Source organism: Flavobacterium aquicola (assembly GCF_003385115.1).
GTDB lineage: Bacteria > Bacteroidota > Bacteroidia > Flavobacteriales > Flavobacteriaceae > Flavobacterium > Flavobacterium aquicola.
Map to the genome: position 1 here is coordinate 36,977 of NZ_QUNI01000010.1, position 18,474 is coordinate 55,450.

Annotated in this window: 14 protein-coding genes and 1 tRNA gene; 11 read left to right on the forward strand and 4 right to left on the reverse strand. The window is 33.3% G+C overall.

What is annotated here, in order from left to right; translation table 11 throughout:
- Positions 1-110: 110 nt before the first annotated feature.
- Positions 111-183: transfer RNA gene (locus C8P67_RS15765), tRNA-Phe, on the reverse strand.
- 97 nt (positions 184-280) lie between these two features.
- On the opposite strand from C8P67_RS15765, the gene C8P67_RS15770 reads away from it, so the two are divergent.
- The 7 genes from C8P67_RS15770 to C8P67_RS15800 all read left to right on the forward strand — a co-directional run bounded on the left by C8P67_RS15770 (position 281) and on the right by C8P67_RS15800 (position 7,304).
- Positions 281-1,015, forward strand: coding sequence for a type III pantothenate kinase (locus C8P67_RS15770; RefSeq protein ID WP_115814141.1), 735 nt, complete (start codon positions 281-283; stop codon positions 1,013-1,015).
- Entirely contained in the window at positions 1,008-2,258 is a 1,251-nt protein-coding gene (locus C8P67_RS15775; protein ID WP_115814142.1) for a hypothetical protein, read from the forward strand. Before C8P67_RS15770 ends, C8P67_RS15775 begins: the two co-directional genes overlap by 8 nt.
- 47 nt (positions 2,259-2,305) lie before the next feature.
- Complete coding sequence (gene lptC, locus C8P67_RS15780; RefSeq protein ID WP_115814269.1) at positions 2,306-2,860, forward strand: LPS export ABC transporter periplasmic protein LptC; 555 nt, start codon at positions 2,306-2,308, stop codon at positions 2,858-2,860.
- Positions 2,861-2,875: 15 nt separating this feature from the next.
- Positions 2,876-3,067: a hypothetical protein gene (locus C8P67_RS15785; RefSeq protein ID WP_115814143.1), complete on the forward strand. Its 192-nt coding sequence runs from the start codon at positions 2,876-2,878 to the stop codon at positions 3,065-3,067.
- Between the two features lie 5 nt (positions 3,068-3,072).
- Positions 3,073-4,332, forward strand: coding sequence for a hemolysin family protein (locus C8P67_RS15790; protein ID WP_115814270.1), 1,260 nt, complete (start codon positions 3,073-3,075; stop codon positions 4,330-4,332).
- A gap of 109 nt (positions 4,333-4,441) precedes the next feature.
- On the forward strand, positions 4,442-6,541 hold the full coding sequence (locus C8P67_RS15795; protein ID WP_115814144.1) for a peptidylprolyl isomerase: 2,100 nt from the start codon (positions 4,442-4,444) through the stop codon (positions 6,539-6,541).
- Positions 6,542-6,869: 328 nt separating this feature from the next.
- Positions 6,870-7,304 carry a hypothetical protein gene (locus C8P67_RS15800; protein WP_115814145.1) on the forward strand — a complete coding sequence of 145 codons (435 nt, stop codon included), beginning with the start codon at positions 6,870-6,872 and terminating at the stop codon, positions 7,302-7,304.
- 30 nt (positions 7,305-7,334) lie between these two features.
- Here the strand turns inward: C8P67_RS15800 and C8P67_RS15805 are convergent, their stop codons facing one another.
- Both C8P67_RS15805 and C8P67_RS15810 read right to left on the reverse strand, forming a co-directional pair.
- Positions 7,335-8,246 carry a GYDIA family GHMP kinase gene (locus C8P67_RS15805; protein WP_115814146.1) on the reverse strand — a complete coding sequence of 304 codons (912 nt, stop codon included), beginning with the start codon at positions 8,244-8,246 and terminating at the stop codon, positions 7,335-7,337.
- Between the two features lie 70 nt (positions 8,247-8,316).
- Complete coding sequence (locus C8P67_RS15810) at positions 8,317-9,633, reverse strand: hydroxymethylglutaryl-CoA reductase, degradative (RefSeq protein ID WP_115814147.1); 1,317 nt, start codon at positions 9,631-9,633, stop codon at positions 8,317-8,319.
- Positions 9,634-10,012: 379 nt separating this feature from the next.
- On the opposite strand from C8P67_RS15810, the gene C8P67_RS15815 reads away from it, so the two are divergent.
- From C8P67_RS15815 to C8P67_RS15830, 4 genes are all read left to right on the forward strand, one after another.
- Complete coding sequence (locus tag C8P67_RS15815; RefSeq protein WP_115814148.1) at positions 10,013-12,190, forward strand: S9 family peptidase; 2,178 nt, start codon at positions 10,013-10,015, stop codon at positions 12,188-12,190.
- 37 nt (positions 12,191-12,227) lie between these two features.
- Entirely contained in the window at positions 12,228-13,904 is a 1,677-nt protein-coding gene (locus C8P67_RS15820) for a peptide MFS transporter (protein WP_115814149.1), read from the forward strand.
- A 91-nt stretch (positions 13,905-13,995) separates the two neighbouring features.
- Positions 13,996-15,480 carry a peptide MFS transporter gene (locus C8P67_RS15825; protein ID WP_115814150.1) on the forward strand — a complete coding sequence of 495 codons (1,485 nt, stop codon included), beginning with the start codon at positions 13,996-13,998 and terminating at the stop codon, positions 15,478-15,480.
- A gap of 116 nt (positions 15,481-15,596) precedes the next feature.
- Positions 15,597-16,130, forward strand: coding sequence for a thioredoxin family protein (locus tag C8P67_RS15830; RefSeq protein WP_115814151.1), 534 nt, complete (start codon positions 15,597-15,599; stop codon positions 16,128-16,130).
- A gap of 6 nt (positions 16,131-16,136) precedes the next feature.
- Here C8P67_RS15830 and C8P67_RS15835 read toward each other — a convergent pair whose 3' ends face one another.
- A complete protein-coding gene (locus C8P67_RS15835; RefSeq protein ID WP_317125460.1) occupies positions 16,137-18,395 on the reverse strand; it encodes a ComEC/Rec2 family competence protein in 2,259 nt (752 codons plus the stop codon).
- Positions 18,396-18,474 lie beyond the last annotated feature (79 nt).

The window sequence follows — 18,474 nt, forward strand, 5'->3', positions numbered from 1 at the left end:
GAGAAACAGGTTTGTTTGATTTCTTATAAGTAAATAAATTTTTTTGTATGTTTTAAACATTAAAAAAAGCTATAAAAACAAAAAACCCACTAATTTCTTAGTGGGTTTTGTGGTACCTCCAGGGATCGAACCAGGGACACATGGATTTTCAGTCCATTGCTCTACCATCTGAGCTAAGGTACCGTGCTAATGCGGGTGCAAATATAGAACCATTTTTAATTTATCCAAAATAAATTTTAAAAAAAATCAATTTGTATCTTCGCATTGTTAAATATAAATTATGATTCTAGCCATTGATGTTGGGAATACCAGAATTAAAGCTTCTGTATTTGAGGTTGATACCGTTTTGGATAGTTTTGTTTTTTTGAAAACGGAGCTTGCAGAAAATATTCAAAATATTTTAAAATCGTATAAAAAAATTGCTCATTTGGTCGTTTCTTCGGTTTCAGATGTAGAAAAAAACTCTTTTTCTGAGTTTGAAAGTTTTGTAAAGATTCATTTTGTTTCTCATAATGATTCCTTTCCTTTTACTAATCAATATAAAACACCACATACTTTAGGAGTAGACAGAATGGTGCTTGCTGCGGGTGCCGTACTTCAGTTTCCTAATCAGAACCGTCTTGTTATTGATGCAGGGACTTGTGTTACCTATGATTTTATCGACGAATCTGATGGTTATCAAGGTGGCGCGATTTCGGCAGGACTTCAGTTAAGGTACAATGCGCTGCATAACTTTACAGCAAAACTTCCGTTACTGGAAGTCGAGAATCCAGAACATTTTATAGGAAAATCTACTTCAGAATCGATGCATTCTGGTGTTGTAAACGGATTGGTCTATGAAATCGATGGTTTTATAGATGAATATAAGGCATTGTATCCAAACTTTATAATAATTTTAACGGGTGGAGATGCAGTTTTTTTGGCTAAACGATTAAAAAATACCATATTTGCCAATTCAAATTTTCTATTAGAGAGTTTGAACCAAATTTTTCAATATAAAGTAAAAAATGATTAAAAAAATTATTGTTATTGCATGTTTCTTTTTTTCGCTGATGGCGAATGCTCAAAGTGGATCTGCATCTCCTTATTCTTTTTTTGGAATTGGTGAATCTAGATTTAAAGGGAATCTTGAAAATCGTTCCATGGGAGGACTTAATATCGAGCAAGACAGTCTTCATATAAATATTTTGAATCCTGCTAGTTTTGCAGCCATTAGATTCACGGCTTTTACAATAGGAGGTAACTACACATCAACCAAATTGAAAACGGATTCTAAAAGCGATAATGCCAAAAGGACATCCGTTGATTATTTAGCAGTTGCTCTGCCTTTGGGAAAAATGGGGGTTGGATTTGGATTGATGCCTTATACATCAGTAGGGTATAATATTGAATCAAGAAATTATGCGCCTGAAGGGGTCAATAATGTATTGAAAGGTACAGGAGGTTTGAATAAAGCCTTTTTTTCCTTGGGATATACAATTATTCCAGATTTAATAGTGGGTGGTGATATACAGTATAATTTTGGAAGAATTAATAATTCAAATTTAGAATTTTTAACGGATGTGCTTATTGGAACTGAAGAAAAAAATAAAGCAGATTTAAATGGTTTTGCAGCCAATTTTGGCGCAATGTATAAACGTAAAATTTATAAAAAAACCAATTTGTATACGAGTTTTACATACACGCCGCAGGCTACATTATCATCAACAAACACGAAAACTATTTCGACGGTAACTTATAATTCTGATTATGAGGTTGCTGTTTATGATGCTTTAGCAGAAAAACAAATTAGAACCGATTTGAAAATTCCTGAAAAAATGTCTTTAGGTTTTGGAGTAGGTGAAACCAGAAAATGGTTGTTAGGTGCTCAAATGGTTTTTCAAAATGTTGGAAAATTAGCAGATGATTATAATACAGTGAGCAATGTAACTTACGGTAGATCTTCAAGTTATAGTTTGGGAGGGTTTTATGTTCCTAGAAACAATGTGTTTTCAAAGTACTATCAAAAAATAGTTTATAGAGGAGGGTTGAAATATGCTAAAACTGGAACAATTATCGATTCAGAAGAAATTGATGAGAAAGCAGTTACGTTTGGTATGGCTCTGCCAGTGATTGGAAGTTATTCCAATATTAATGTTGGTTTAGAGTATGGGCAGAGAGGTACAACTTCTCATGGATTGATTCAGGAGAATTATTTTACTCTTGCAATTAGCTTTTCTCTTAATGACAAATGGTTTAGACGCAGAGGAATTGACTAATCAATTCATGCTGGTCTAGTTCTTCTTCTTTGTTTAAAATGAATGCTATGAGTTTTTTTTATAAAAATATTTCGGCTCTTCTGTCACTGTTTATTGTTGTAAGTGTTCTTTTTGGTTGTGAAAGTAATTTTAAAGAGGTTCATAAAAATGACTATTCAGAATTTGTTCCAAGTGGCGATGCAGACCATGTAAATTTAAAATACACTGATTCCGGGAAAGTAAAATCTATATTGGTAAGTACAAAAATGCTTGATTACGCCAATGTCGATTTTGCTTTTACAGAATTTCCCAAAGGCGTAGATGTAACAATCTATGATAATAATGGAAAAAAAACATTTATCAGGTCTAATTATGCAGTGTCTTACAAGCAGACTAGTATTATAGATTTGCAGGGAAAAGTAAAAATCACTTCTGAAGCTGGACAGATACTAGAAACTGAACAATTGTTTTTTGATCAAAAAAATCAATGGTTTTATACAGAGAAAAAATTTAAACTGACCGATGCTGCAAACAGTTCTACTGGTCAGGGAATTGATTTCAGCAAAGACTTTAAAACGATTAATTCGCAGAGAATACAGGGAGAAATTGAATCCAAAGAATAAACAAAACACATACACATGAATTTTTTAAAATACACATCTTATTTATATTTAGCTTTTGGTCTTTATTTTTTATACGAAGGGTATACAAAATGGAGTGCTAACGAGAATCCTTTGTTAAGTTTTATTATTGGCGGCCTTGCAGTTTTTATGTTTTTCTTTAGACGAAAGTTTGCAAAAAAGTTTGAAGACAGGAACAAACAATCTTAAATATGATGGAAATAAGTATCATAATATTGTGCTTAATACTATGTGCTTTTTTTTCAGGAATGGAGATAGCTTTTATCTCTTCGAATAAAATTTATCTGGAGATCGAGAAAAAACAAGACAGTTTTCTTTCCAGAATACTTACCAAACTAACAGAAAAGCCTTCAAAATTTATTGCTGCGATGCTTATTGGCAATAATATAGCGTTAGTGGTTTACGGTTTTTTTATGGGTGAATTGTTGATGAGATGGCTGCTGCTTTTTGATCTGCATTTTTCGGATGCTGTAAGTCTCTTAATTCAAACAGCAATTTCAACAGTAATTGTTTTAATAACAGCTGAATTTCTTCCAAAGGTTTTCTTTCAGATTTATGCCAATTCACTTATAAAATTTTTTGCGATACCTTCTTATGTCTTTTATCAATTATTCTATTTTGTTTCTACTTTTCTGATTTGGATTTCAGATTTTATTTTGAAAAAATTCTTCAAAACCGAGGGCGATCAGGTACAGCTTTATTTTAGTAAAATAGAATTAGGAAATTATATTACCGAACAAATGAGTACGGTGGAGAATGATGAAGAAGTAGATTCGGAAATACAGATTTTTAGGAATGCTTTGGATTTTTCGGGAGTAAAAGCAAGAGATGTAATGACACCCCGTACTGAGATCGCTGCAATTGATGTAATTGAGCCCATAGAAAATCTAAGGCAGTTGTTTATAGAAACAGGTTATTCCAAAATAGTTATTTATCAGAATTCATTAGACGATATTATTGGGTATGTGCATTCATTTGATTTGTTTAAAAAACCAGCAAGTATAAAAGAAATAGTAATTCCGGTAGAATTTATTCCGCAGGCGATTTATATAAAAGACGCTATGAACCTTTTGACTAAAAAAAGGAAAAGCGTTGCAGTTGTTTTGGATGAATATGGGGGGACATCAGGAATCCTTACTATTGAAGATATTGTCGAAGAACTTTTTGGAGAAATAGAAGATGAGCATGATTTGGATGAAGAATTGATCGAAAAAGAAATAGAGGATAATTCATTTTTGTTTTCAGCTCGTTTTGATGTGGAGTATTTAAATCAGACTTATAAAATGGCAATTCCTGAAAGCGATTCTTATGGAACCCTTGGCGGATTTATTGTAAATTTTACTAAGGAAATTCCTCAAAAAGGAGATGAAATTACGATAGATAATTATCATTTTGTAATCGAAGAAGCAACAAATAAGAAGATTGAATTGGTTAAAATGACTATCAAAGACTAGGATTGCTTTTATAATATAAAAAAAAACAAAAAAAAAACACTAGTTCTATAATTATTAATCAGATAATTGTATTTTCGCAAACAAAATTTTAAAATAAACATAATACACAATGGCAGTTTTATCAAAAATTAGACAACATTCCGCTATAATGATTGGAGTTATTGCTCTAGCATTATTTTCATTTATCATACAGGATCTTTTTACGAAAGGAAGTTTTGGTTCAAGTACAAAGGATGTTGGAAGCATCAATGGAAAAGATATTGCATTCGAAGACTTTAGACTTAAAGTCAGCAATGTAGAAAAAAGCGGACAGGGAATTTCTGCAACAGAAGCTTCTAGAAGAGTATGGGATCAAGAAGTGACTATTGCTCTGCTTGCTGCTGAATTTGATAAATTAGGATTAAGAGTGGGGGAAAAACATATTATGGATATCCTTACAGCTGATCAAAATATTGGAAAAAATCCAATGTTTTTGAATGCTGCAGGTATGTTTGATGTTGCAAAATTCAAAGAATACTTTAAATCAAATCCTGAGCAGGCTCAATATTTGAAAGACAGAGAAAAAGATGCAGAATTGAATGCAAAATTTCAAATCTATAATACTTTAATTAAATCAGGTATTTATACAACTGAAAGTGAAGGAAAATTCAATTACGAATTGGCATCTAATAAAGTGAGTTTTGATTATGTTGCTGGTTTGTTTTCGACAATTAAAGATAGTGAAGTTAAAGTTACTGATGCTGATGTATTGGAATACATGAAAGCAAGCCCAAAGAAATTCAAATCAGAAGAAACTCGTAATGTAGAGTATGTTTTGGTTGAAGATAAAGCTTCTGCTGCTGATATTAATGAAGTTAAATCTAAGCTTACCTCTTTGTTGTCTGGAAGAGTAGAATACAATCAGGCAACTGGTAAAAATGATACTTTGGCTGGATTTAAAACAGCTAAAAATGTTGCTGAGTTTGTAAATTCAAATTCAGACGTTCCTTATGATTCTTCATATGTAGCCAAAAAAGATCTGCCTGCTGTTGATGCTGATAAATTATACAACTTAGCGGCTGGTGAAGTTTATGGTCCTTATGTTTTTGGAAAATACTACTGTATTTCTAAATCATTAGGAAGAAAATCTGGAGTAAATGCTAAAGCAAGCCATATCCTTATCAGTTATGAAGGAACTCAAGTTCCTAACAAAAAAGAAAAAAGAACTAAAGAAGAAGCTAAAGCTAAAGCTGAAGAAATTTTAGCTCAGGTTACTGCAAATCCAGATAGTTTCATGATGCTGGCTTTTACAGCTTCTGATGATTCTTCTTCTCAGCAAGGTGGTGATTTAGGTTATTTTGGACAAGGTCAAATGGTAAAACCTTTTAATGATTTTGTTTTCAATAACGGTATTGGTAAAGTTGGATTGGTTGAAACGCCTTTTGGTTTTCATATCATTAAAGTTACAGACAAACAAGATGGTGTTCGTTTAGCAACAGTAGCTCAAAAAATTGAAGCTTCAGAAACTACTTCGGATAAAGTATTTGAAAAAGCGACTAAATTTGAAATGGAAGTTGCAGACAAAGATTTTAATAAAACTGCAAAAGAAATGGCTCTTACTGTATCTCCTGCTGTTTCAGTAAAAGCAATGGATGAAAGTTTTGGTCCTCTTGGTGCTCAAAGAACTATTGTAAGATGGGCTTTTGAAAAAGATACTAAAGAAGGAGCTGTTAAAAGATTTGAAGTTGCTAATTTAGGACACGTAATTGCTAAACTTAAGTCTATTGATAATTCAGGATTGGTTCCAGTTGATCAAGCAAGACCTTATGTAGAATCAATTCTTAAGAACAAGAAAAAAGCAGAATTGTTAAAAGCTAAAATGAACGGAAGTTCATTGGAAGCAATTGCTAAAGCTACAGGTTCTACTGTTCAAAAAGCTGCTGATATTACTTTAGAAAATCCAGTTTTGCCTGGAGGTGTTGGTCAAGAAGCTAAAGTAGTTGGAAACGCATTTGCTTTGGGCGCTAATAAAGTATCTGCTCCAATTGAAGGAGTTACTGGAGTTTATGTAGTAAAAAATATTAGTACGATAAAAGCACCAGCTTTAAAAAGTTATGCTGATAATGTGGCTAAATTAAAAAGTCAGAGTGCTTCAGAGGCAAATAGAGTATTGCCAGCTTTGAAAGAAGGTGCTGATATTAAGGACAACAGAAAAGATTTTAATTACTAAAAGTAATTTTTTAAAAACAAAAAAGCCCGATACTTTTAAACTGCGAGTATCGGGTTTTTTTGTGTATGAATTTTCGAATAATTTGGCGCCCATTTATAGCTGAGATATAAAATGTAACTGTTTGCGGCGCTGTATTGATTTTCCTTTTTTTATTAAATTTTTGCTGTTGAAAGGTTATTTTGGTATATAATCTGAAGAATTTGTGTTATAAAAAAAAATGCCATTAATTTGCCGTTTAAATTTGGGTTGATTATGTCCATTATAAATAATTTTTATTTTTATACAATGAAAATAGATTACTTAAATATTTTAATAAAAAATAATGTATATGTTTAGTTTTTTTAGAAAAAAGCCGAAAGAGTATTCTAAAATTGAAAATCATATTTTTGGAATAATTACGGAATTACTGAAACTTGGCGCTACAGACATAAATTGTGACGAATTAGGAGGAAAATATTATCTAAGCAATGAGGAACAGCATTTTAGAGTTACAATATTTAGTAATGATGCTGTTATTCGGCTTACTAACACTCGCGATTCTGTAGCTGAGAAATATGATAAAGTTTTTGTAGATGATGTTTTAAGAGCTGTAAAAGAAGAAAAACATCGAAGAATGGAGTTGGTCTGCGATTCGATTACAACCAGCATAGAAAAGATGGCCGAGCGTTTGCACAATACCCTTATTGAATCAAATGAACATGGAGGCCATACAATACGTCTTATTGAATCTGAAAAATATAATAAAAATATAAAAGCTAATTAGCCTCATGTTTTTTATTTTATATACTTCCCCTTACAAAATTATATCATTATACTTGATAACTGTGTTATAACCTTTGTTTAAAAAGTAGGGCGTCGGATCTTCTTCAGCAACTGCTAGTACAAAATCACCTCCCCAGGCACCAAGACTTTTTATGGTACCGTTAAAATCTGGAAATAACGATTCTTTGACTGTTTTTATTTCAAGAATTGTACTGAGTATTTTTTCGTGACTTTCTATTGCTAACGCAAAATCAGTTTGATTTTCGGTATTTAAAACCTTTTGAGTTATATGATTTATCGCTTCTTTTTGGGTCTCTAAATTGTTTTTTTTTGCTTTGTAAGAAGTTATCGCACTTCTGCTGTTTTGTTTTTGATTAAGATAAACAAAATATAGATTTTCTGAAAAAGAAGGATTAAATTTTACTATTTCAACAATGGACTTTTCCTGTTCCAGATGATAGAGAATAGGGCAGTCGTTTTGCGCGCAGGCAATATCATAGCCACTGCCTCCAAAACTTTTTTTTAGCAAAGTAAAGGCATCAATTTGAAACCATTGTGCAATATTATTTATTAATGTTGAAGAGGTGCCAAGACCCCATTTTCTTGGAAAGCTTAATTGGGTAGTAATGTTATAACCTTCGGAAATTGATACTAAATTTGGATTAAGCTGATAGGCCACTCTTAAAATGGTAATTAAGGTGTTTTTTATGGATTCTTTTTCAAAAGATGCTGTGGATGTAATATCACTAAACAAAATTGTATCATCAAACCAAATACTTCCATCAGAATCAAAACTTGTCCATTTTATTTCTTGCGCGGTACCTTTTTCAATTATAAGATTTTGACCAAACTTTGTTGGCAGTGCTAATGCTATTGCCCCGTCAAGAACTAAATATTCTCCAGTTATTAAAAGTTTTCCGTTGCTGTAAAAGGTAGTTTTCATTTTGAAAATATATTGGAAACAATGTCTTATTGATTAAGACTTCTAAAGTTTGATTTTTGAAATTGCAATATTATTTCCTTAAATTTTCTAGAAAATCGACTACAGCGCTGTGTGAAACTGTATTGTGTTTGAAATGCTTTCTTGTCAGATTACGTTCTTCTTCATTGGCTTCAAACTGGTTCAGAATATTATTTAGATGCATTTTCATGTGTCCATCCTGAATTCCAGTGGTGGTTAATGAACGTAACGCGGCAAAGTTTTGAGCCAATCCGGCAACGGCTGCTATTTGCATTAGCTCTTTGGCAGAAGGTTTCTCCAGCATTTCTAATGACAGTTTTACCAATGGATGCAATGAAGTTAAACCGCCGACAGTTCCCAGGGCCAATGGGATTTCCATCCAAAAACTGAAGTTTCCGTTTTCTATTTTGGCATGTGACAAGCTGGAATATTGACCATTTTTTGAAGCATAGGCATGAATACCTGCTTCTATAGCTCGGAAATCGTTTCCTGTAGCAAGAACAACAGCGTCCACTCCGTTCATAATTCCTTTATTATGGGTTACTGCTCGGAAAGGTTCTACTTCAGCAATTTGAACAGCTTGTATAAATTTGGCAGCAAACTCTTGTGGATTTTCTATGTGTTTTTCGGCTAGATCAGCTATTGGGCAGGATACTTCAGCGCGGACGATACAATTTGGAACATAATTGGACAGAATACTCATAACCACTTCTATGTTTTTTTCTTCCTCTGAGAATGACTCGAATGCCAAAGCTTCTTCTTTTAATGTTTTTGCAAATACTTCCAAACAGGAGTTTATGAAATTAGCTCCCATACTGTCCTTTGTTTCGAAAGCAGCATGAAGCTGGTAGTAATTAGGCAGTAAATTAGTTTTATTTTTTAGGACAATATCCAAAATTCCACCACCGCGTTTTTGCATGTTCCTAGTGATATTTTCGGTGGAATCAAATAATTTAGATTTTAATTGGGCAAAGAATAATTCTAGTTTTGAAACGTCTCCTTTGTATATAAAGTGTACCTGTCCAATTTTTTCGGTATTAATAACGGTCGCTTTAAAACCGCCGCGGGCGGACCAAAATTTAGCTGCTTTTGAAGCGGCAGCAACTACAGAGCTTTCTTCTATAGCCATTGGAATGGTATGGTATTTTCCGTTAATTAAAAAATTTGGAGCAACTCCCAATGGAATATAAAAATTGGAGACCGTATTTTCTATGAATTCGTCGTGTAATTTTTGGATTTTTTCATCAGCGTTCCAATAGTTTTTCAGCAATGCCACAGCCTCGCTTGGAGTCGAAAAATATTGATTCGCAATCCAGTTTATTTTATCTTCTTTGGATAGTTTAGAAAATCCGGCAACTGAGTTATTCATAGGAGTAAATTAGGTCTTTATTACAGCAAAGATACACATTCATTTATTTTATTTTTGGAATTGATTTTTAGAAAATTGAATTAGATTGTAATCTAAAAACAAGAAAATTTGAGCACATTTTAAAAATGAATTCTAATCGCAAATAGTTTTTAATTTTATATTCTTAGAATAAAAGATAAAAATTTGTTTTCTGCAGGTATATATCATAAAATATTAAATATTGCCTATTTTATAGGAAGAATGTTTGGTCTTTATTTAATTGTTGAAAAACATTCACTAGGACTGTTAAAAACATTTTTTTATAACATTTAACAGCATTATAGTGTTTTATATGTAAAATTTTCACTAAAATTGTCGTTTTTATAACTTAATCTACAAAATGAATTTAAATAAGATTACGGCAGTGCTTTTCTTTTTATCTATAACTGTTTTTGGTCAGCAAAAAATTACAGTTGATGAAATTTTCAGAGGAGCTTTTACTGCCAAAGCAATGGATAAATTACAGTCATTGCATAATACCAGCCAATACACTGTTTTGAATTTTGACAAAACAACAAAAACCAAACAAATTGATCTTTATGATTTTGCAACCTTAACAAAAACAGCTACTCTAATTGATACTAAAAACTTCAAAGAGCTTGCAGGAGGAATAGATAATTATACATTTGATGCTTCTGAAAAAAAGATTTTGATCGCTTGTAATATGATTAAAATCTTCCGTTATTCTTTTATAGCTGATTATTTTTTATATGATCTTACTAATAAGACTTTGACTAAGCTATTTGATTTTAAGGTGCAGGAACCCACTTTTTCTCCTGATGGAACTAAAATTGCTTATGCCAAAGAAAACAATTTATACGTATACGACATAGCTTCGAAAACGAATACAGCTGTTACAGCTGATGGTAAAAAGAATGCTGTTATTAATGGAATTACGGATTGGGTTTATGAAGAAGAATTTGCGTTTGTCCGGGCATTTGACTGGAGCAAAGACAGTAAAAAACTAGCTTATATCCGTTTTGACGAAAGCCAGGTTCCAGAATTTTCAATGTCGATTTTTCAAAAAAGTCTATATCCGACAATTGAGACTTTTAAATACCCTAAGGCAGGAGAGAAAAACTCGTTAGTATCATTACATTTATTTAATGTAGACTCAAAGGCTCTAATAAATGTGGATTTAGGGAAATATAATGATTTTTATATTCCTAGGATAGAATGGACAAATGATGCGAATGTTTTATCTGCGAAAATAGTGAACCGTCATCAGGATAATTTGGATTTACTATTCGTTGACGGTACTACCGGAGCTGCCAAAGTAGTTTTTAACGAAACTGAAAAAGAATATATTGATTTTATTGATACAGATAACTTAACTTTTCTAAAAGATAACAGCTTTATCTGGACAAGTGAAAAAGACGGTTTCAATCACATTTATCATTATGATAAAACCGGAAAGCTGAAAAATCAAATTACTAAAGGAAACTGGGAGGTTGCTTCATACTACGGTTTCGACGAAAAAACAAAAACCATTTTTTATCAGTCTACAGAAAATGGTTCTATCAACAGAGATATTTTTAGAATAGGATTAGACGGAAAAAACAAAGTACGTTTGTCTAAAAATATTGGGACTAATACAGCTGCATTTAGCCCTGATTTCCAATTCTTTATTAATACTTTTTCGAGTGCTTCTCAGCCTCCTGTTTATACTTTAAATGAATCAGGAGCGGGAAAAGAAATTAAAGTTATCGAAACTAATCAGGCACTTGTTTCCAAATTATCTGCTTATAATCTGCCTTCGCGGGAGTTTTTTGTTTTAAAAACTGCTAAGGGGATTGAGCTAAATACTTGGATTATGAAACCAAAAGATTTTGATGCTTCTAAAAAGTATCCTGTTTTTATGTTTCAGTATTCGGGACCAGGATCACAAAAAGTTGCGAATTCATGGGGTACTTCTAATGAGTATTGGTTTATGATGCTTGCCCAGCAGGGATATATTGTTGTTTGTGTAGATGGAAGAGGAACTGGTTTTAAAGGTGCTGATTTTAAAAAAGTAACGCAGCTGCAGTTAGGGAAATATGAAGTGGAAGACCAGATTGATGCTGCTAAGGTTTTGGGGTCGTATCCTTACGTAGACGCTTCTAGAATTGGTATTTTTGGATGGTCATATGGAGGATTTATGGCAGCTAACTGTATTTTTCAGGGAGCTGATGTTTTCAAAATGGCAATTGCAGTAGCGCCCGTAACGAACTGGCGTTTTTATGACAGCATTTATACCGAAAGATATATGCATTCGCCACAGGAAAATGCTGATGGATACGATCAGAATTCTCCGATAAATCATGTGAGTAAACTTAAGGGGAAATTTTTATTAATTCATGGTTCGGCTGATGATAATGTGCATGTACAAAATACTATGCAGATGATGGAAGCCTTGATTCAGGCTGATAAACAATTTGATTCTCAGATTTATCCGGATAAAGACCACTCGATTTTAGGAGGTAAAACAAGAATTCAATTGTATAATAAAATGACTAACTTTATAAAAGAAAATTTATAATCAAAACCCTAAATACAAATCACAAATACCAAAAAAAATGACTGAAAACAAAACGAATACGGCACATCCGAAAGGACTTTGGGTGCTGTTTGGAACCGAAATGTGGGAGCGTTTCAATTTCTATGGAATGCGGGCTTTACTGACTTTATTCCTTGTAAATTCATTATTGATGAAGGAAGAAGAAGCATCGTTAATTTACGGCGGGTTTCTAGGGCTTTGTTATTTGACTCCAATGCTGGGTGGTTTTATCGCTGATCGTTTTTTCGGAAATAGAAATTGTATTTTATTAGGCGGTATCATGATGGCTATCGGACAATTGCTGTTGTTTACCAGTGGAAGTGTTTTTGAGGCAAACTTAGGTTTGGCAAAAACAATAATGTACTGCGGATTAGGAGTTATCGTTTTTGGTAACGGTTTTTTTAAGCCAAATATTTCCAGTATGGTAGGCAGTTTGTATCCAAAACAGGAGAAAACGAAATTAGATACGGCTTTTACTATTTTCTACATGGGGATTAATATTGGAGCTTTTTTAGGCCAGTCAATATGCCCAATTTTAGGAGACGTTAAGGATGCTGGGGGTGTTAGAGATATTCATGCTTTCAGATGGGGATTTCTTGCAGCATCTACGGCTATGTTATTAGGAACTCTATTGTTTTATTTTTTAAAAAATAAATATGTAGTAACTCCGGAAGGAAGACCATTAGGAGGCCTGCCTTCTAAAAATACAGCTTCAGATTTTGAAGAAGGAGAAGCTCAAAAAGCTAATTTTTCAAGTAAAGCTTTATCTATTGCAGTTGCTGCTTTCTTTTTATTAGGTTTGTTTTTTCACTATGTTGTTGGGCAGAACTTAATTTATACATTAATCTATTCAAGCGGTCTGTCATTGGCAGGATTAATCATTTCGGACTCTTCACTGACAAAAATAGAAAGAGACCGGATTATTGTAATTTACATCGTTTCATTTTTTATTATTTTCTTTTGGGCGGCGTTTGAGCAGGCTGGTTCTTCTTTGACTTTTATTGCAGATAATCAAACAGACAGAAACTTTTTTGGCTACCAGATGCCAGCGTCAATGGTGCAGATTTTCAATGGATTATTTGTCGTAATACTTGCAGTTCCTTTCAGTGTATTATGGGATACTTTGAGAGCAAAAGGAAAAGAACCTATTTCTCCTGTAAAATTAGCTGTTGGATTAGTAGTTATTTCCATTAGCTTTTTTATGATTGCGACTCAGGTTTCTTATATCGGGACTTCAGGTTTATTGTTAGTTAAATGGCTGATTTTATTATATTTCTTAAATACTTGTGCCGAGTTATGTTTGTCACCAATTGGTTTATCATTGGTTGGTAAATTATCACCAAAACGTTTTGCTTCTTTATTATACGGAGTGTTTTTCTTATCGAATGCATCTGGTTATGCCTTAGGAGGAACTTTGGGTTCTATTTTGCCGGCAACCGGTGATAAATTTGCAAAAGCAAAGGAATTAGGTATCGATCTTCAGGCAGTTTTAGATAAAACAGTAACACCTACGGCAGAGCAGTTAGTACTTTTAGAAAAACATCAAATAAGCGCAGCAAATCACTTTTTTGCAGGATTTGAAATTCACAACTTATATGAATTTTTTATGGTATTTGTGGTTCTTACTGGATTAGCGGCGTTGTTATTGTTTGCATTAACTCCATTTTTGAAAAAAATGATGCATGGTGTCAGATAACATAATGAAATAAAAAAATACTAAAAGCATCATCTTTTTGATTAATTCAAAGAGATGATGCTTTTTATTTACCTCACCTAAAACAATAATAATGGAACAAAATTTAAGTTTAGAACAAATACAAAATTTTAAAGGAAAATATCCTAAACAGCTGTGGTACTTATTTACAGTAGAAATGTGGGAGCGGTTTTGCTTCTACGGAATGCGCGGTGTTTTAACTTTTTTCATGGTAGATCAGCTTTTGCTTAAGGAAGTAGCAGCTAGTTTACAGTATGGAGCCATTCAGGCTTTTGTATATGCGTTTACTTTTATAGGAGGAATATTTGCAGATAAAGTTTTAGGGTTTAAAAAATCTTTATTTTTTGGTGGAATCGTTATGATTCTGGGGAATCTGCTTATTGCTTTTGCTCCGCAGGATATGTTTTATTACGGTTTGGCATTTTCTATTATTGGGACGGGTTTTTTCAAACCTAATATTTCCTCCATGGTTGGAGAACTTTATCATGAAGGAGATCATAGAAGGGATGCCGGTTATGGGATGTTTTATGCCGGAATTAATATTGGCGGTTTTTTTGGCGGTATTCTGTGTATTTATTTAGGTAAATACTATTCTTGGCAGTTATGTTTTCTTTCTGCGGCTATTGTTATGGCGTTTGGACTGCTTACGTTTTTATTTACTAAAAAGCATCTAGGGCCAATTGGAAATTCTCCATTGCTCCATTTAGAACCGGGTAAAAGAAAGCTTAAAGAATTTGCAGTTTATTTCGGGTCATTATTGAGTATTCCTTTTATTTTTATAATGGTAAAAAATACTGATTATACTGATTATTTCATGTACACCATTGGTATAATCGCAATTATTTATTTTGTATATGAAGTAATTAAACTGGGAGATATCAAACTGCAGAAAAAGATGATTGCTGCCTTTGCATTCATTTTCTTTTATTTAGTTTTTAATGCAATATTTGAGCAGAGCGGCGGTTCATTATCGCTGTTTGCAAAAGACAATTTAAGTTATGATTTACTTGGATTCACCGTAGATCCAAATGCGGTAAATAACAGTTCTAATACTTTGTTCGTTGTTGCTTTTAGCCCTCTAGTTGGATTGCTTTGGCTTTGGTTAGCCAAAAAGAAAATAGAGCCTAATACTCTGATAAAATTTGGTATTGGATTTTTGTTTTTAGCGGCTTCTTTTTATATTTTTTATTACACTAAATTTTTTGCAGACGTAAACGGAGTTACTTCATTAAATTTATTCACATTTGCTTATTTGGTAACTACTCTTGGAGAACTTTGTTTAGGCCCTATAGGAATGTCAATTATTACTAAGCTTTCGCCAAAAAGACTCTTCGGAATGATGATGGGATTATGGTTTTTGGCAACTGCATTTGGCCAGTTATTTGCCGGTAAGCTGGGTGCCGAAATTTCTAAATCCAATACAGGAACTACTTTAATGTCTAAGCTGCAGTCGTACACTGACGGATACTATCAATTGGCTGTTTACTCGTTAATCGCCGGTGTGATTTTGATTGCAATTTCTCCTTTAATTAGAAAATTAATGCAGGAAGTAAAATAGAAGATCATTTTGGTGTTATTTTTGTATAAATTTGCACACTAGCAAATATTTTTGGAGTAAATAAGTTTAGTTTTTATAGATTTGATGTTCCTTAAAAAAATTAATAAATACAGTAGATGAAAAAAATAATTTTAGTAGCATTCTTTTTTATTGGGATTAGTGTTTCTCAAGCGCAGGACTCGGGTAATAGCGCAAATCAATTAAAATGGTACACAGATGTAAAAGAAGCTATCAAAGTTTCGGATAAGGAGAAAAAGCCGCTAATGCTGTTTTTTACTGGAAGTGATTGGTGCGGATGGTGTATCCGTTTGCAGAAAGAAGTGCTTACAACACCTGAATTTAGCAAATGGGCTAATGAAAGCGTGATTCTTGTTGAACTGGATTTCCCTAGAAGAACAGCGCAGCCTGAAAATATTAAAGTACAGAATAACGAATTGCAGCAAGTGTTCGGAATACAAGGATTCCCAACTATTTATTTTGCAAATGCTAAGGTTAAAGACGGGAAAACTAATTTTGAAGGTTTAGGGAGTACTGGTTATGTAGCAGGAGGTCCTGCTGCATGGATTGCTACAGCTGAAACTTTCGTTAAGAAACCTGTTGTTTTAGGCCCGGAACCTAAAAAATCTAAATCAAAAACTAAAAAAGCATAAAGACTACTAGTTAATTTGAAAGAATCCCTTTTCGTTCGTTGAATGGAAAGGGATTTTTTGCTGTTTACAGCTTACCGCCCATCTCTTTTGAACCGATTTGTAATTCGATGCATCGGCAACAATAATTTTTGGGTTTAGTACTGTTATAAGCCTGTCAAGATTAAGTTTTGGTGATTGTGTTAACACGACAACATCTGGATGAATAGTTCGGGGATATACCATCGAGCTGTCTATCAAAAGTATTTTGTTTCCTTTGAAAAAAAATACATTTTTCAATTTTGACTGCTGGTTTAACGAGCTGAAATTTGCCGTTAGATAGGACGACAGCACCGCATTGTTTCTTATATTTCCAGAGATGCTATCATTGGCATACACATTTGCAATACTTCCGTTTCGCTCTATGAGCTGTGTTTTTTTCGATGTATTTAAAACTATAAATTCGGCTTGATTCTGGATCTCCCATTTGGTAGTAATACAGGACAATTGAAGCAGTACAACTGCAGTCAAAACCCCGAATATACTTTTTGTATTTTTATGTTCGAATGCAATAATAAGTGTAATAATTGCCAAATAACCGCTGATTAAAATAGAAGTGTTCAAAGGAATATCTCTTACAATAAATTGTTCCAATGAAGCAATAAAAGAAATTATTCTGTCCAGATAATAAATGCTTAACTCTAGTGTTTTTGCCGGATAATAAGGAACCCAGCTGCAGGCCGCCAAAAGCATTACGACAACTCCCAAGCTCATAATAAAACCTAGAAACGGAATTACAATTAAATTCGTAACGAAGAATAATCCGGGAAATTGATGAAAGTAATAAATACTAAGCGGTAAAGTACCAATTTGTGCTGCAAACGAAACGGTCAATATATCCCAAAAGTAGCTGACGATTTTGTTTTTGGGTTTCCAAAGATTAGCAAATAAAGGCTGGAGCCAAATTATAAAAAACAATGCGGTGTAGCTTAATTGAAAACCTACATCAAATAAAAACGAAGGCTGAAACAATAAAATAAGTAAAACAGAAACCAGCAGGGTGTGATAAATATTGGTGCTTCGCTTTAAATGCTGGCCAATGGCAACAAACGAGAACATAGTTACAGACCGCACAACCGAGGGAGCTAATCCTGCTAAAACACCAAAGAGCCATAAAGACAGTAATATGATCAGCAGTTTGATGAATAAACCTTTTTTGGTATTTGGGAAAGGTTTTAGCAGTAAAGTAACAAAGAGCAGTATAAAACCAATATGTAATCCTGAAACCGATAAAATATGTACAGCTCCGGCATATTGATAATCCTTTGTGATTTCTGGATCAATGTCCTGCTGCTGTCCCATAATTAATGCGATGGCAACATTGAGTTCTTTAGTTTGAAAATGGCTTTTTTCTAAATTTTGAATAATTCTGCTTCGAAATGCAGCGGTGTAATACCAAATATCTTTCTCAATTATAGAACCAATCTGGATTTCATTTGCGTCAGCATAGAGCTGGGCATAGATTTGTTTGTTTTCAAGATATTTTGAGTAATCAAATTGATTTGGATTTTTTTGAGCAGTATTTCTGTTTAATAACGCATTTATTTTTAATTGATTTCCAATGATAAAATGATGCGACAAGCTGTCTTTGCGAATGTTCAGCAGTATGCTGCCAGAAGTTTTTTCGTTATCAATTGAATTTAGCTGTGCGGTATAACGTTCATTAAAAGCCGTATTTTTCAATTTCTCTCTTAACGTTAATGTGAAAGTGTGGTTTTTGTCAAAAATGTTTTTGTAATGGATATAATTGCTTTGCTGATTAGAATTGGTGTGGACGCTTTGTGTGGTTGCGCCAATTGAAAAAGCTAACAGATAGACTGCAAGGCCAAAATACAGCTGAAATTTTTTATCTCTTCTGCTGGAATAATATGTTCCAGTGAAAATTAAAATGGTAATACAAATAAAAATAAATACAATTGATAGGCTTGGCTTTAATGAATAGGCAGATAATATACCGGTGATAAAGGCTATTGTGATTCGGGCGAGGGGGAATTGCAGTACTTTCATATTGCAAAGTACAAATATTTTGTAAGAAATAAAGTCTTTTTTATAATTATGGTTGTAACCCTCAGAAGTACTTGTCATGTTGTCCGAAGAGTGCGATTGGGAGTCCGAAGCATCTAACACGTGTTCAGAAGCATTAATCAGGGAGTCCGAAGCTCGTATCAGGCTATTGGAAGACCATTTCAAGGAGATGGAAGCTCGCAACAGGGACACGGAAGCATTCATCAGGGAGACGGAAGCTCGTATCAGGGCATTATTTTTTCTTCGAATGCCTTATTTTACTGGTCGGAGTGTAAAAATGAGT

Excerpts from the sequence above, each read along its gene's own strand:
- C8P67_RS15770 (WP_115814141.1), top strand. The coding sequence starts at position 281 with ATGATTCTAGCCATTGATGTTGGGAATACCAGAATTAAAGCTTCTGTA.
- C8P67_RS15775 (WP_115814142.1), top strand. The coding sequence starts at position 1,008 with ATGATTAAAAAAATTATTGTTATTGCATGTTTCTTTTTTTCGCTGATG.
- lptC (WP_115814269.1), top strand. The coding sequence starts at position 2,306 with ATGAGTTTTTTTTATAAAAATATTTCGGCTCTTCTGTCACTGTTTATT.
- C8P67_RS15785 (WP_115814143.1), top strand. The coding sequence starts at position 2,876 with ATGAATTTTTTAAAATACACATCTTATTTATATTTAGCTTTTGGTCTT.
- C8P67_RS15790 (WP_115814270.1), top strand. The coding sequence starts at position 3,073 with ATGGAAATAAGTATCATAATATTGTGCTTAATACTATGTGCTTTTTTT.
- C8P67_RS15795 (WP_115814144.1), top strand. The coding sequence starts at position 4,442 with ATGGCAGTTTTATCAAAAATTAGACAACATTCCGCTATAATGATTGGA.
- C8P67_RS15800 (WP_115814145.1), top strand. The coding sequence starts at position 6,870 with ATGTTTAGTTTTTTTAGAAAAAAGCCGAAAGAGTATTCTAAAATTGAA.
- C8P67_RS15805 (WP_115814146.1), bottom strand. The coding sequence starts at position 8,246 with ATGAAAACTACCTTTTACAGCAACGGAAAACTTTTAATAACTGGAGAA.
- C8P67_RS15810 (WP_115814147.1), bottom strand. The coding sequence starts at position 9,633 with ATGAATAACTCAGTTGCCGGATTTTCTAAACTATCCAAAGAAGATAAA.
- C8P67_RS15815 (WP_115814148.1), top strand. The coding sequence starts at position 10,013 with ATGAATTTAAATAAGATTACGGCAGTGCTTTTCTTTTTATCTATAACT.
- C8P67_RS15820 (WP_115814149.1), top strand. The coding sequence starts at position 12,228 with ATGACTGAAAACAAAACGAATACGGCACATCCGAAAGGACTTTGGGTG.
- C8P67_RS15825 (WP_115814150.1), top strand. The coding sequence starts at position 13,996 with ATGGAACAAAATTTAAGTTTAGAACAAATACAAAATTTTAAAGGAAAA.
- C8P67_RS15830 (WP_115814151.1), top strand. The coding sequence starts at position 15,597 with ATGAAAAAAATAATTTTAGTAGCATTCTTTTTTATTGGGATTAGTGTT.
- C8P67_RS15835 (WP_317125460.1), bottom strand. The coding sequence starts at position 18,395 with ATGAATGCTTCCGTGTCCCTGTTGCGAGCTTCCATCTCCTTGAAATGG.